Origin of the sequence: Herbaspirillum sp. SJZ106 (assembly GCF_006715495.1) — a bacterium.
Lineage (GTDB): Bacteria > Pseudomonadota > Gammaproteobacteria > Burkholderiales > Burkholderiaceae_D > Herbaspirillum.
Window position 1 is genome coordinate 421,059 of record NZ_VFNI01000004.1, and the last position, 14,975, is coordinate 436,033.

The 14,975-nt window shown below is 64.2% G+C and carries 11 protein-coding genes; 3 read left to right on the forward strand and 8 right to left on the reverse strand.

Features of this window, described 5'->3' with window-relative positions; translation table 11 throughout:
* Window positions 1-262: 262 nt before the first annotated feature.
* Both FB598_RS15080 and FB598_RS15085 read left to right on the forward strand, forming a co-directional pair.
* Complete coding sequence (locus tag FB598_RS15080) at window positions 263-1,552, forward strand: MASE1 domain-containing protein (RefSeq protein WP_141915211.1); 1,290 nt, start codon at window positions 263-265, stop codon at window positions 1,550-1,552.
* Window positions 1,552-2,376, forward strand: coding sequence for a carboxylesterase (locus FB598_RS15085; protein ID WP_141915208.1), 825 nt, complete (start codon window positions 1,552-1,554; stop codon window positions 2,374-2,376). Before FB598_RS15080 ends, FB598_RS15085 begins: the two co-directional genes overlap by 1 nt.
* Window positions 2,377-2,428: 52 nt before the next feature.
* Here FB598_RS15085 and FB598_RS15090 read toward each other — a convergent pair whose 3' ends face one another.
* The 7 genes from FB598_RS15090 to FB598_RS15120 form a co-directional block, all read right to left on the reverse strand.
* Complete coding sequence (locus FB598_RS15090; RefSeq protein ID WP_370455027.1) at window positions 2,429-4,681, reverse strand: patatin-like phospholipase family protein; 2,253 nt, start codon at window positions 4,679-4,681, stop codon at window positions 2,429-2,431.
* A gap of 202 nt (window positions 4,682-4,883) precedes the next feature.
* Complete coding sequence (locus tag FB598_RS15095) at window positions 4,884-5,162, reverse strand: putative quinol monooxygenase (RefSeq protein WP_141915202.1); 279 nt, start codon at window positions 5,160-5,162, stop codon at window positions 4,884-4,886.
* 181 nt (window positions 5,163-5,343) lie between these two features.
* Window positions 5,344-6,945, reverse strand: coding sequence for an L-aspartate oxidase (gene nadB / locus FB598_RS15100; RefSeq protein WP_141915199.1), 1,602 nt, complete (start codon window positions 6,943-6,945; stop codon window positions 5,344-5,346).
* 199 nt (window positions 6,946-7,144) lie between these two features.
* Window positions 7,145-8,356 carry a formate-dependent phosphoribosylglycinamide formyltransferase gene (purT, locus tag FB598_RS15105; protein WP_141915196.1) on the reverse strand — a complete coding sequence of 404 codons (1,212 nt, stop codon included), beginning with the start codon at window positions 8,354-8,356 and terminating at the stop codon, window positions 7,145-7,147.
* A 319-nt stretch (window positions 8,357-8,675) separates the two neighbouring features.
* Complete coding sequence (locus tag FB598_RS15110) at window positions 8,676-8,984, reverse strand: hypothetical protein (protein WP_141915193.1); 309 nt, start codon at window positions 8,982-8,984, stop codon at window positions 8,676-8,678.
* Between the two features lies 1 nt (window position 8,985).
* A complete protein-coding gene (locus FB598_RS15115) occupies window positions 8,986-10,326 on the reverse strand; it encodes an acyclic terpene utilization AtuA family protein (protein ID WP_141915190.1) in 1,341 nt (446 codons plus the stop codon).
* 27 nt (window positions 10,327-10,353) lie between these two features.
* Window positions 10,354-11,682 (reverse strand): CitMHS family transporter, encoded by a 1,329-nt coding sequence (locus FB598_RS15120; protein ID WP_141915187.1) that lies wholly within the window; start codon window positions 11,680-11,682, stop codon window positions 10,354-10,356.
* 148 nt (window positions 11,683-11,830) lie between these two features.
* On the opposite strand from FB598_RS15120, the gene FB598_RS15125 reads away from it, so the two are divergent.
* Window positions 11,831-12,778 (forward strand): LysR family transcriptional regulator, encoded by a 948-nt coding sequence (locus FB598_RS15125; protein WP_141915185.1) that lies wholly within the window; start codon window positions 11,831-11,833, stop codon window positions 12,776-12,778.
* Window positions 12,779-12,915: 137 nt separating this feature from the next.
* On the opposite strand, the gene FB598_RS15130 is transcribed toward FB598_RS15125, so the two are convergent.
* Window positions 12,916-14,583 carry an MFS transporter gene (locus FB598_RS15130; protein WP_141915183.1) on the reverse strand — a complete coding sequence of 556 codons (1,668 nt, stop codon included), beginning with the start codon at window positions 14,581-14,583 and terminating at the stop codon, window positions 12,916-12,918.
* Window positions 14,584-14,975: the final 392 nt, after the last annotated feature.

The following is a 14,975-nucleotide window of genomic DNA, read 5'->3' on the forward strand; positions in this document are numbered from 1 at the left end:
CCCGGCGAAGGCCGGGATCCAGTGCCTTTCGTTGTGCTTCAATGGCCGGTCAACGACCCTGGGCCCTGACTTTCGTCAGGGCGACGGAGGATGGATTTCGGCTTAACTGAACGGCATTCGACGCAATAGCGGCTTTTTATTGCCGGTCTTTTGCAGCGCCTGCTTGCCAGTGCGACGCCATGCGCCGTCCTGATAGAATGGCCGGCATTATCGCGGCCAAGATCGCGCAGGCATCGCCACCTTCATTTCCGGGGACTCCATTGTGAAACCAGACAATCTTGTTGCGCCATTGGCGTGGGCTGTCGTGTATTTCCTGTTCGGCTTCGCGTCGCATGAGCTCAACGGGGCATTCATCGCCAGCGGCTATATCTGGCTGCCGGCCGGCATCACCGTCGGCGCGCTGCTGCTCACGCCGACCGCGCGTTGGTTCCCGTTGCTGGTGCTGCTAGTGGCGGCCCAGGTGTTGCTGGGCTGGATCGAGCAGCGCGAACTGTGGCGCATGATGCTGTTTTCGCTGGACGAGATCGGCGTGGCCGCCATCGTCGTATGGCTGGTACGGCGCGCGCCCTTCCCGATGGAAGGGTTGTTCTTCGTGCGCGGCCTGCTGATCATCGGCGTGGGCGTGAGCGTGGTCAGCGGTATTTTCGGCGCCGCCTGGTTCCAGTTCACACAAGGCTTGTCGTTCTGGCAGACGCTGCGCATCTGGGCGCTGTCCGACCTGGTCGGCATCCTGATCATGACGCCGGTGCTGGCCGGCTGGTCGCAGTTTCGCGCGACCCGCTCGGGGGGCATCGCCCGCACCGAGTTCCTGCTGGGCCTGGCCTCCTTCGTCGCCATGGTCGCATCGGCGTACCTGGCCTTCGACAGCCACATCGACCGCCTGGTATTCGACGTCGAATTCTCCACAACTTACGTTCCCCTGTTTTTCATCGCGCTGGTGACCCTGCTGTGGGGCGGGCGCGGCGGCGCACTGTCGGTGGTGGTGCTGTCGCTGATGGCCTTCGTCTACAACTCGCTGGGGCGCGGCCCCTTCGTCGAGCTGGTGCGGCTGCATTCCAGCAATGCCTTGCTGGAGCTGCAGGTCTACCTGGCGGTGGCCTCGCTGCTATCGCTGCTGATCAGCACGCTCAAGACTACCCGCGAGCAATTGCATGACGATGTCGCGCGCTGGAAAAACGAGGTCGAGCTGTCGCTGTCGGCCAGCCGCCAGTTGGCTTATACGCTCGATCCGCAGCAGCTTGTCTTCACCTGGAGCGGCGATGTCGAGGCGCTGCTGGGCTTGCCGGCGACGCAGTTGCACACGCTGGATCAGGTGCTGCGGCGGGTGTCGCCGCTGGACCAGGCGCGTCTGCGCCAGCGTTGGCTGGACGGGAGCGATGGCGAGGCGCGCGCCGACATGCAGTTCCGCCTGCAGGATGGCAGTGCGCTGGTGCTCGACAGCAGCCGTAGCCTGCTGGACGCCGAAGACCGCCTGGCGCTGGTGGCCGGCGTCTGGCGTTTCTCCGACCAGGCGCTGCAGGCACAGGATATGGCGCCAAGCCGGGGCGCGTAGTGGGTGGCCGTGTCGGCGCCTTGCTCATCCATGGGTTGGGCGGCACCCAGTACGATCTGGGCTCGATGCACAAGATCCTGCAGAAGGCCGGGGTGGAAACGCACGCCATCACCCTGGCCGGCCACGGCACCACGCCGGAGGATCTGGTGCGGGTGCGTGCCGAGCAATGGGTCGATGCCGTTGAGGCCCAATACCGCGAACTGCAGCCGCAGTACGACCAATTGCATATCATGGGCATGTGCATGGGGGCGCTGGTGGGGTTGGCGCTGGCCGAGCGCGTGCAGCACGGCGCGGCCCAGGGCAAGCTGGTGGCGCTGGCGCCGCCGATCCATATCGACGGCTGGTCCACGCCCTGGTACGCCATGCTGCGTCCGCTGTTCTACCTGATTCCCGGCGTGGCCGCGCGCATGAAGGTGGAGGAGGGCGAACCCTACGGCATCAAGAACACGCTGGTGCGCGCCGTGGTGAAAGCCAAGTTCGAGCGCGGCGACAATTTCCATTACCGCTGGGTGCCGTTGAGCTGCGTGCGGCAGGTCGACCGCCTGCGCGCCTGGGTCATGCGCGGCGCCAGGAACATCAAGGCGCCCACGCTGGTGGTGCATGCGCGCGAGGATGAGCTGACCAGCCTGCGGTCGGCAGATTTCCTCAAGGAGCAGATCGCGCAGGCGCGCGTGGTGGTGCTGGAAAACAGTTACCACATGATCTGCGTGGACAATGACCGCGACCAGGTCGCCAGCAGCATCCTGGCGTTTTTCGGCTTGCCGCCGCAGGAATTCCGCCCGCGCAGGCGGGAACGGGGCGGCGAAGCGCCGCCGCAGGGCTGAGTCCCGATCATTTCATGTCAGTGCCTGTGCCTGTGCCTGTGCCGTGTGCGGGTCAGAACACCCGGCCTAACTGCATATACACGTTCCACACGCCGCGTTGCCCCACTGCGACGCCGAAGTAGATCGGCCCGACCGCGCTATTGCCGCCCAAAAATACGCTGGCGCTGGTCTTGTAAGGGCCGTCGCCGAAATTCTCCTTGTTTTGCCAGACGTTGCCCACTTCCAGGCTGGTGCCCAGCACGGGGTTGCGCAGGCCGGCCAGGCTGTACTGGTTAAGGTCGCGCAGCCAGGTCAGGCGGGCGTACAGCAGGTAGTTGCCGGAGAATTGGTCCTGCGCGTAGGCCGACAGGTGCTGGAAGCCGCCGAGCATGAATCCTACGCCGTTGCTTCCCAGGCTGGTGCCGTTGGCCGACAGGCTGCGGGCGCCTTCCAGGGCGACGTTAATGGTGTCGATTCCGCTGCCGAAGGCCCATAAGCCCTTGGCCTGGATGTCGGAATAGCGCGCCTCGCTGTTGCCGAAACCATGATTGGTCTCGGCATAGGCGTAGTAGCCCTTGCGAGGGAACAGCACATCGTCCAACTGGTCGATGGTCACGCGCAGGCGGGCCGTGGGCTGGTTGTCGCTGCCGCTGGGAAAGCCCAGTCCGTCGCCGATCGGGTAGTCATAGTTGGGCGAGTAGCGCTGATGGCGATAGTTCAGGCCCAGCCGCATCTCGCCCAGGCGCGCCAGCGGCAAGCCCAGGTCGATCCCGGCGATGGCGGTGTCGAGGCGATATTCGTTGAGCGGCGATGCCTTGACATCGCTGCCGTCGGCATACAGGTCCAGATAGCGGCGGCTGATCTCCAGATACGGGGCGACATAGGCCCCGGTGCCGCCCCAGATCGGCTGGCGCAGTTCGCTTTGCAGGCTCAGGCGCGTATTGCCCAGCACCAGGTCGTTGCGCCATTCCAGCCCGCTGGCATTGATCCACGGATAGCGATGCCCGATCTGCAGGTTATAGCCGCCGCGGCCGTTGAAACTGTTGGACAGGCCCAGGCCGAACAGCAGGTATTGCGGCCCCCAGGATTTCTCTTCGGCGTCGATCACCAGCACATTGCCGCCATCGCGCGTGATCATTTCCTGCGTCACGCTATTGAAGTCGCCATTGGTCGAGAGCTCCGACAATTGGCGATTGAGGTCGGCGCCGTCGTAGACGTCGCCTTCCTTCACCGCCAGCCTGCTGCGTACGTAGTCGGTGGGAATGCGCGTGCCGTTGTGAATTTCGATGGCGTCGATGCGCGTGCCTTTGGCCAGGGTACTGCCGTTGTGCGCGCGCTCGGCCAGATAGGCTTGCCATTGCATGGGCGGCATCGACAGTTCGGTCAGGCGGACGTTTTGCTGTTGCGCCGCCTCCCAGCCGGCATTGATGCCATCCTTGCCGCGCGCGAAGTCGGTGAAGGACATGCCGGCCAGGTTCGGTTCGATCAGCACGTCCGATTTGCCGAGCAGGGCTTTTTGCGCCTTCACGTTCTGCTGGATCAGGATTCCCACCATCTGCTGCGCCACCGCGGTGGGCGATTGCAACTGCGCAGCGTCTTGCAGCGGGGTGGCGATGTTGACCGCGATCACCACGTCGGCGCCCATGTCGCGCGCGATTTGCACCGGCAGGTTGCTGACCAGCCCGCCATCGACCAGCGTGCGCTCGCCGATGCGAAAGGGGGCGAACAGCCCCGGCACCGCCATGCTGGCGCGCATGGCGCGCGGCAAGGAACCGTCTTCCAGCACTACTTCGCTGCCTTTGCCGAGGTCGGTTGCCACGGCGCGAAAGGGAATCGGCAGGCGGGAAAACTCGATATTGGCCGGCAACTGCGCGGTCCAGTTCTGCAGCAGCGAGAGCAGGTTGTTGCCCTGGACCAGGCCGGAGGCCAGCTTGATTTTTTCGCCGTCAAAACCGGCTGCCAGCGCAATCGGATACTGGAATTCATCCTCGCGCTGCGATTGCGGCAGGTGCGAGCGCTCGCTGCGGTCGAAGGCGATGTCGGAAAGGTTGGTGGCGGCTAGGCGCTTTTCCAGCTCGTCGGCCGGGATGCCGCTGGCGTACAGCCCGCCGATCAGCGCCCCCATGCTGGTGCCGGCAATGCAGTCGACCGGGACGTGCAGTTTTTCAAGGTATTGCAGCACCCCCAGGTGGGCATAGCCGCGCGCGCCGCCGCCGGACAGCACCAGGCAGATGCGCGGACGCTGCTTGCCGGCAGCCGGGCTGCTGGCCGGCGCATCGGCCCGGGCAGGTGCGCCCAGGACGGCCGCCAGGGCCAGGGTCGCCAGATGAATGAACAGGATGGACAGGCGCAGACGGCTGCGCCGAAAGAGGAAAAAGGGCCGTGGCACGGTGGGTGTTCCGCAATGAAATAGGGAAAACGGCCAGTTGCCTGAATACGCTTCCCAGGCGAACAATGGCCGATGATCGATGGCGGATATTACACCAGAGCGGCGCTTGCGCCGCATCCCGGCTCGGCAGGAATCCAGCTCAGGAGTAGTAGGCGCCGGTGGGCGGTTCGGCCAGGAACTCCTTGGCCTGGCGGATGCTTTCGGGCGGCACGTGGCGCAGCGATTCCTTGTGCGCTTCCACACTGTCCCAGACCTCGACGATGACGATGCGGCGCGGATCGGCGTGGTCTTGCAGCAGTTCGCAGGATTGGCAGCCGGCGGAGGCGCGCACGGCGGGCAGGATGCCCATCAGGAAGTTCTTGAGCTCGCCGGCCCGGTGTTCCTGTGCGCGGAAGCTGTTGATGCGGGTGATGCTCATGATGACCTCCTTGGCCGTTCTCTGTGTTGACGCAATGCGCCATGCCTGGAGCGTGGCGCACTGTGCATCCAAAGGTAAAGGTGCTGGCAACGCGCTGTCGATGCTAGTCGCGCGCAGGGCGGCATGGCAAGGGGATTTGATGCTGCGCGGCGTCATCGGCCGCGCAGCCCCCGCCAGGCGTTTATAGCCCCGGCAGGATGGTCGGCGTGGCGCGCGGCAGCGTGCGCGGGTAATCCTGGCTGAAATGCAGGCCGCGGCTTTCCTTGCGGGTGAGTGCGCTGGCCACGATCAGCTGGGCCACGTCGACCAGGTTGCGCAGTTCCAGCAAGTCGCGCGTGATGCGGAAGTTGGCGTAGTACTCGTCGATTTCTTCCTTGAGCAGGCGGATGCGGTGCTGGGCGCGCTCCAGGCGCTTGTCGGTGCGCACGATGCTGACGTAATTCCACATGAAGCGGCGCAGCTCGTCCCAGTTGTGGGCGATGACCACTTCCTCGTCGGCATCGGTGACGCGACTCTCGTCCCACTGCGGCACCTCGGCGGCGGGCTGTGCGTCGGCCGCCAGTTCCCGTTCGATGTCGCCTGCCGCCGCGCGACCCAGCACCAGGCATTCGAGCAGCGAGTTGCTGGCCAGCCGGTTGGCGCCATGCAGGCCGGTATAGGCGGTCTCGCCGACGGCATACAGGCCCGGCATGTCGGTGCGCCCGGCCATGTCGGTGACCACCCCGCCGCAGGTGTAGTGCGCAGCCGGCACCACCGGGATCGGTTGTCTGGTGATGTCGATGCCGAACTCCAGGCAGCGCGCCATGATGGTCGGGAAATGTTCGCGGATGAATTCGGGGCTCTGGTGGCTGATGTCGAGGTCGACATGGTCCAGGCCGCGTTTTTTCATCTCGAAGTCGATGGCGCGCGCCACGATGTCGCGCGGGGCCAGTTCGGCGCGCTCGTCGTGCTCCGGCATGAAACGCATGCCCGCCGCCGCGCCGGCCGACTGCGGCAGCTTGAGCAGCGCGCCTTCGCCGCGCAGCGCCTCGCTGATCAGGAAGGATTTGGCATAGGGATGGTACAGGCAGGTCGGATGGAACTGGATGAATTCCATGTTGGCCACCCGGCAGCCGGCGCGCCAGGCCATGGCGATGCCGTCGCCGGTGGCCGAATCCGGATTGGAGGTGTACAGGTAGACCTTGCCGGCGCCGCCGGTGGCCAGCACCGTATGGCGCGCGGCGATGGACAGCACGCGTTCCGAATCCGTATCCTGCACATACACGCCCAGGCAGCGCGCCTCGGCCCGGGGATCGAGCTTGCGGGCATGGATCAGGTCGATCGCGCAGTGGTGTTCCAGCAGGGTGATGTTGGGATGCGTGCGCACCCGTTGCTCCAGCGTCACCTGCACCGCATGGCCGGTGGCGTCGGCCGCGTGGATGATGCGGCGTTGGCTGTGGCCGCCTTCGCGCGTGAGGTGGTAACCCAGTTCGGCGCTGTCGTCGCGGGTGAAAGGCACGCCTTGTTCGATCAGCCATTCGATGGCTTCGCGGCCGTGCTCGACGATGAAGCGCGTGGCGCCCTCGTCGCACAACCCGGCGCCGGCCACCAGGGTATCGGCGATGTGCTGGCCGTGGCTGTCGCCGGAATCGAGCACGGCGGCGATGCCGCCCTGGGCCCAGTTGCTGGCGCCATCGAGCAGTTCGCCCTTGGAGACGACGACGACCCGGTGTTTTTCGGCGAGGTGGAGCGCAACGGAGAGACCGGCCAGACCGCTGCCGATGATGGCGACATCGAACTTCATGATGGTGGGCAACACTGCTGTTGTGTGAGGGGTGGGGCAGTGATTATAACCACCGTGCGCTGGAAACTGTTTAGCGCGTTTGGGAGCGGATGGGCGGAGAGCGTTTCGGATACGTCGTTTTGCTGTCGCTCCCCAAAACAAACCGGGCTCCGATTCGCATCGGAGCCCGGTTCAAGGCAGGACAGCTGGCAGCGTGTCCTTATTCGGGAATCACCGGCTTGACCTTGGCCGCGGCCTGCTTGGCGCGGATGCGGGCCGATTCGATGTTTTCGCCGCAGGCCAGCGCTACGCCCATGCGGCGGCGCTGGAAGGATTCCGGCTTGCCGAACAGGCGGATGTCCGCGCCGGGGATGCGCAGCGCATCGGCCACGCCTTCGAAGGCGATCGCGCGGGCGTCGTGCTGGCCGTAGATCACGGCGGAGGCGCCCGGGGTTTTCAGCGCGGTGTTGACCGGCAGGCCGAGGATGGCCTTGGCGTGCAGTTCGAACTCGCTCTGCACCTGGCTGACCATGGTGACCATGCCGGTATCGTGCGGACGCGGGCTGACTTCGGAGAACCACACCATGTCGCCCTTGACGAACAGCTCGACGCCGAACAGGCCCAGTCCGCCGAGGTTGTCGGTGACCTTGCGGGCGATGTCGCGGGCCTTGTCCAGCGCCGCGGCCGGCATTGGGTGCGGCTGCCAGGATTCGACGTAGTCGCCCTTGACCTGCACGTGGCCGATGGGGTCGCAGAAGCTGGTGACGGTATCGCCGTTTTCATTGAGCGAACGCACGGTCAGCAGGGTGATTTCATAATCGAAATCGATGAAGCCTTCCACGATCACGCGGCCGGCATCGACGCGCCCGCCGGCGGCTGCGTAGTTCCACGCAGCCTCGATTTCATCGGGGCCGTCGACCTTGGACTGGCCCTTGCCGGAGGACGACATCACCGGTTTGATCACGCACGGGAAACCGATCTGCTGCACGGCGGCCTTGAGCTCTTCCAGGCTGTCGGCAAAGCGGTAGGGGGAGGTGGCCAGGCCCAGGGTCTCGCCGGCCAGGCGGCGGATGCCTTCACGGTTCATGGTCAGCCAGGCGGCGCGCGCGGTCGGGATGACGCGGGCTTTGCCGGCTTCTTCCAGCTTGACCAGGGTCTCGGTGGCGATCGCCTCGATTTCCGGCACCACCAGGTCCGGTTGTTCCTTTTCGATCAGCGCGGCCAGCGCGGCGCCGTCGGTCATGTTGATCACGTGGGCGCGATGCGCGACCTGATGGCCGGGCGCATTCTCGTAGCGATCCACGGCGATCACTTCCACGCCCAGGCGTTGCAGCGCGATGATGACTTCCTTGCCGAGCTCGCCGGAGCCGAGCAGCATGACTTTGGTAGCCGATGGGGAAAGCGGAGTGCCGAGTCGGATTGGTTTTTTCATAACGGGAGGGAGCTAATCAGGAACAGCCTGATCCGGGTGCGAGGAATCGATAACGGCGGGACGATACCAAATCTTGCCGTGTTTGGACAGCCGCATTATCCGGAGTAATGCGCGCTGGATGCCCGTTATCGGCACAAGGCACAGCCAATGGTTTCTTATTGGAAACCTTGCAAGGCGAGCTTCGGAACACCTTTTCGTCAAACTTCACCGTATGTTCCGATAACAGAGCGCAATTGCCGGCAAAACGGATTGGCCGGAACAGATCGTGTTTGCGAATGCCCATGCCTTCCTCCGATGGGAATCTGTTCGCCGGCACGAATTATTTTTCGTTCAAATGCAAATTAAGCATCGCTCCCGACAGCGATTTTCCGTGTGCATCCAATGCCAGCGAACGGGTGACGCCGCCGCCCAGGGCTTTTTGCATGACGAAGTTGAGCGCGCCCAGGTGCGGCAGCGCATGGCGCACCACCTCGCCGTGCACCACGCCGGCGAAATGCGTGCGCACGCGTTCGGCGGTCAGTTCGCGCTCCAGCAGGGCATAGTCTTGCTGGCGATAGACGATCACCGAGATATTGGAAATGTCGCCTTTGTCGCCGGCGCGGGAATGGGCAATGTCACGCAGCAGCATGTCAGATCTCCTCGAAATGGACCGATGCGTTTGCCAGCTCGCGCGGCAGCAACATGGACAGCACCGCGATCACTTCGCGCGCCGATTTGGTGGCGCCGCCGCCGCCGGCCGGGCCGTTGGTATAGAGCGTCTCGACTTCATTGCCGATGCGCACCGCCTCCTTCATGCTGGCGGTGCGGCCGGCGACGCGGGCGCGCACCTCGAACGGTTCGGCGGCGGCAGATGACATGTCGTTGCCGCAGATGGCGTTGACGCCGATCAGGTCGAAACGCAATTCGTCGGCTTGTACGCCGGTCAGTTGCAGGCGTTCGCGCACGATGTCCAGCGCCAGTTGCGCGCGCGCCTGGGCGCCTGGGCCGGCATAGGAAATCTGGCCCTCGCCGATGAAGCTGTCGCGGTAACCCAGCGTGGTCTTGAGCGTGGCGGTGCGGGGGCGGCCGCGGCCGCCGGTGACGGCCACGCGGTCGGGGCCGATCTCGGTGATGTGCACGGCGGAGAAGTCGGCCACCACATCCGGCGTGAAGTAACTGCGCGGGTCATGGATTTCGTAGAGCAATTGCTCTTTGCAGGTTCGCGCCGTCACCTGGCCGCCGGAGCCGGCCACCTTGGTGATGACCGCGCTGCCGTCGGCGCTGACTTCGCCGATCGGGAAACCCAGCCGCGCCAGCCCGGCCACATCCTTCTTGCCCGGATCGGCGAAGTAGCCGCCGGTGATCTGGCCGGCGCATTCCAGCAGATGGCCCACCAGCGTGCCCTGGCCCAGCTTGTCCCAATCGTCCATGGCCCAGCCGAATTCATGCACCAGCGGCGCCAGCACCAGCGCCGGATCGGCTACGCGGCCGGTGACCACGACATCGGCGCCGCCTTGCAGCGCCTCGACGATGGGGGCGATGCCGAGATAGGCATTGGCCGAGATCAGCTTGTCGCCCAGCGAGGCGACCGGCTGGCTGTTGTCTTCGATGGTGAAGTTGCTGCCCTTGAGCACATCCAGCACGTCATCGCCGCTGACGGCGGCGACCTTGAGCCGCTTCAGGCCGATCTCTCGGGCGATTTCCCGGATGCGGCGCGCGGCGGCTTGCGGATTGGCCGCGCCCATGTTGGTGATGATGCGGATGCCCTTTTCTGCGCAGGTCTTGAGCACCGCCCGCATGCGTTCGGCCAGCAGCGGGTCGTAGCCCTTGGCCGGGTCGGCCAGGCGCGCCTGCTGGCCGATGGCGATGGTGCGTTCGGCCAGGCATTCGAAGATCAGGTAGTCGAGTTCGCCTTGTTCAGCGAGTTCGACAGCGGGTTCGATACGGTCGCCGGAATAACCGGCGCCGGTACCGATGCGGATGGATCGCATTGCATACTCCTTGAAACGGGCCTATGCCTAGAATGGGAATAAGCCGAACGCCACCGCAACGAAGGTCATGAAGACCGAGGTGGCGAACAGAAACGGAATGGTGAATTTCTGGTGATCGCCCAGTTCGATGCCGACCAGGCCGATCAGCAGGAAGGTCGCCGGCGTCAGCGGGCTGACCGGAAAACCGGTGGTCATCTGGCCCAGCAGTGCGGCTTGCGCCATCTGCACGCTGGGAACGCCGAGCGCATTGCTGGCTTCGGCCAATACCGGCAAGACGCCGAAATAGAACGAGTCAGGATCGAACAACAGGCTCAGCGGCATCGACACCAGGCCGAGCAAAAAGGGCAGGTGATGCGCCATATCGAGCGGAATGCTGGAGGCGACGAATTTGGCCATCGCGGTCAGCATGCCGCTGCCTTTCATGATGCCGGTGAAGACGCCGGCTGCCAGCAGGATGCTGGCCATCATCAGCGCCGCCTTGGCATGCGCGTCGATGCGGGCGCGTTGCTGCGCGACTTCAGGATAATTGATGAACAAGGCCAGTACGGTGCCGATCATGAAGCAGACCACGGGATCGACCTTGCCGGTGATCATGCAGCCGAGGACCAGCAAGACCAGCACGACATTGATCAGGAATTTGCCGGGGCGGCGCAGGCTGCGCTGTTCTTTGCTCAGTTCCTGCTGGTGGTAGCCGGCGCCGACATCCTGCGTTGCCAGGGCCGGGGCGGCGCCGGAAGCGGTCAGGCCGAGGCGGCGTTCTTCCCGTTTGCCGAGCAGCCAGGCGCAGGCAAAGACGAACAGCATGCCGCAAATCTGCACCGGCACCAGCGGCAGATACAGGTCGGCGACCGGAATATGCAATGCGGCGGCGGCGCGCAAGGTCGGCCCGCCCCAGGGCAAGGCATTGGCCACGCCGGCGGCCATGGCGACCACGCAGGCCAGGATGCGCTTGTCCATGTTCAGGCGCTCATAGAGCGGCAGCAGGGCCGGAATCGTCACCAGGAAGGTGACGGCGCCGGAGCCGTCCAGGTGCACGATGGCGGCCAGAATGGCCGAGCCGAGCACGATGCGCGAGGGCCGCAGGCCGACCACTTTCAGGACCTTGTTGATGATCGGATCGAGCATGCCGGCATCTTTGAGGATGCCGAAGAAAAGGATGGCGAAGACGAACATGCCGACGATCGGGGCAATGCTCTTGATGCCGTCGACCATGAATTTCCCGGTTCCCAGGCCGAAGCCGCCGATCAGGGCCGCCGCAAACGGAATGGCGATCAGCGCCGCCAGCGGCGACATTTTCTTGGTCAGGATGGCGGCCAGCAAAACGACAATCGTGATAAAGCCGAGCAGGGCGAGCATAGATGTCTCCGGTTTTTATTCGAGGATGTCCGCAGGCGGCGGAGCATCGCATTTATGGTTTGAAGTACGACGCAACGAGTGTAGGTGGTGGTCGATTTTGCTGTAAAGTGCGTATTTTCGATCAATTAATCGTTTTTTAAGATTAATAATGGCCGCCAATATTTCGACCCGCCTGCTGCAGGCCTTCCTGGCGCTGGCCGAGTGCCGCCATTTCGGCCATGCGGCCGAGCGTTGCCATGTTTCGCAGTCGGCTTTCAGCGTGATGATCCAGAAACTGGAGGCCGCCGCCGGCGCACGGCTGTTCGAGCGCGACACGCGCAACGTGACGCTCACGCCGGAAGGCGAACTGTTCGTGGAAGTGGCGCGTCAATTGGTGGCCGACATCGAATCGGCTTTCTCCGACATGAGCGACTATGTGGCGCGCCGCAAGGGGCGGGTCGCCATTGCCGCCTTGCCTTCGCTGGCGGCCGGCTGGCTGCCGCCGGTGCTGGCGCAATATCGGCAGCGCTACCCGGGGGTGACGGTGGAGTTGTTCGACGCCATTTCAGACCACTGCCTGGATCTGCTGCGCCACGGCAAGGCCGATATCGCATTGACCGCGCCGGGGCCCAGGCTGCTGGAATTCGATACCCGGCCGTTGTGTTCCGATCCGTTCTATCTGGTGTGCCGGCGCGACCACAAGCTGGCCGGCAAACGGCGCATCAAGGTGGCCCAGTTGGCCGGTTGCGCGCTGATCCACCTGGCGCGCTCGACCAGCGTGCGCCAGCACCTGGATGCGATGCTGCATCCAGGCGGGACGGTCAATACCGGGCTGGAAGTGGAACATCTGGCGACGGTGGCGGCGCTAATCGAGAGCGGCCTGGGCGTGAGCGTGGTGCCTGAGTTGACGCTGTTCCAGTTCCGCCTTCCCAACCTGGTGGCGATTCCGCTGGATGCGCCGGAGCTGGTGCGGCCGCTGTTGATCGTCACGCCCAAGGAGCGCAGCCTGTCGATCGCGGCGCAGGGCTTGCTGGCGCTGGTGGAGGAGAAAGCGGCGGCGGAAACGGGCAATGCGGAGAAAGGGCGGCCGCCGGCAGGCAAGCGCGGCGCCAAATAAAAAAGCCGATCGGATATCCGGTTCCGATCGGCCCAACGAATGCAGGAATAATTTTTTTCTGTCGATCCCGCCGTCCTGCGCAACTCAAGCAATCCAAGCTGCGGCAGGACGGCGTCCCCCACCATCTGTGCCCCGATTCAGTCGGCGGCGTAGATGTTGTTGTGAACGCTTTCCTTCACGAAGAACAGGCCGATCACGAAGGTCGCCAGGGCGATCACGATCGGATACCACAGGCCGTAGTAGATGTCGCCCTTGAAGGCCACCAGCGCGAACGAGGTGGTCGGCAGCAGGCCGCCGAACCAGCCGTTGCCGATGTGGTAAGGCATCGACATCGAGGTGTAGCGGATGCGGGTCGGGAACATTTCCACCAGCGCGGCGGCGATCGGGCCGTACACCATGGTCACGTACAGCACCAGGATGAACAGCAGCAACAGGACCATGGGCTTGTTCATCTGGTCCGGATCGGCCTTGCTCGGATAGCCAGCGGCCTTGATGTCGTCAGCCAGTTCCTTGGACAGGGCCTTGTCTTTCGCGGCGGCTTCTTCCTTGGACAAGGTGGAGGCGTCATACGAGGTGATGACCTTGTCGCCGATGGTGACGGTGGCCACCGAACCCGGTGCGCCGGCCACGTTCTCGTAGTTCACCGATGCGGCCGACAGCTTGGCCTTGACGATGTCGCACGAGGAGGTGAACTTCTTGGTGCCGGTCGGGTTGAACTGGAACTGGCAGTTTGCCGGATCCGCGGTCACGATCACCGGCGCCTTTTTCAGGGCTGCTTCCAGCGCCGGGTTGGCGAAGTGGGTCAGGCCGCTGAAGATCGGGAAGTAGGTCAGCGCGGCGATCAGGCAGCCGCCCAGGATGATGGGCTTGCGGCCGATCTTGTCGGACAGCGAACCGAAGAAGATGAAGAACGGCGTGGCCAGCAGCAGTGCCATCGCAATCAGGATATTGGCGGTGGCGCCATCGACCTTGAGCGATTGCGTCAGGAAGAACAGCGCGTAGAACTGGCCGGTGTACCACACCACGGCCTGGCCGGCGGTCAGGCCGATCAGCGCCAGGATCACCAGCTTCAGGTTCTTCCATTGGCCGAAGGCTTCGGTCAGCGGCGCCTTGGAAACCTTGCCCTCGGACTTCATCTTCAGGAACGCCGGCGATTCATTCATCGACAGGCGGATCCACACCGAGATGGCCAGCAGCAGGATAGAGACCAGGAACGGAATGCGCCAGCCCCATTCGGCAAAGGCGGCTTCGCCCACCGAGGTGCGCACGCCCAGGATCACCAGCAGCGACAGGAACAGGCCCAGGGTCGCGGTGGTCTGGATCCATGCGGTGAAGGCGCCGCGGCGGCCTTCCGGCGCGTGCTCGGCCACGTAGGTGGCAGCGCCGCCGTATTCGCCGCCCAGCGCCAGGCCTTGCAGGATGCGCAGGATGATCAGGATGATCGGCGCGGTGATGCCGATGGCGTTGTAGTTGGGCAGGATGCCGACGATGAAGGTCGACGCGCCCATGATCAGGATGGTTACCAGGAAGGTGTACTTGCGTCCCACCAGGTCGCCCAGGCGGCCGAACACCAGCGCGCCGAACGGACGCACGATGAAGCCCGCGGCAAACGCCAGCAGCGCGAAGATGAACGCGGTGTTGGGGTCGGTGCCGGCGAAGAACTGCTTGGCGATGATAGCCGCCAGCGAGCCGTACAGGTAAAAGTCATACCATTCGAAAACGGTGCCGAGGGAGGACGCGAAAATGACCTTGCGTTCCTCAGGTGTGATGCCGCGCGCAGTCGTGTTGACTGAAGCTGTCGTCATGCTGGTCTCCTAGTTTTAATTGATTGGCTGATGCATGGCCGAATGGGGCGTTATGCAAGAACGCAGCGGAGATGTTGTGATCGATGCGACAGCCATCCCCGGATACACAAAGTTGCGATATTGGTTCCGCATTGCTTGCGTAATGGCCCACTTGTCCACGCGGCGAGTGTGCGACTCAAAACTTACGCAGGACTTGCTTGAAACTTACACAGGCTTACAGGCAAAGGGCGGCGAAATCGGTTGCGCTGCAGCATGGAGGGGCCATGCCGGCGCGCATGCCAAGGGAAGGGCGGTTTTTGCGGCGCAGCGGCCGGGGTGGATGTGTCGAAGAATGATTTTCTGGCGGCCGATGCCGGCCAGGCCTGGCGCCGGGGGCGGGCGGCATTTCTGCG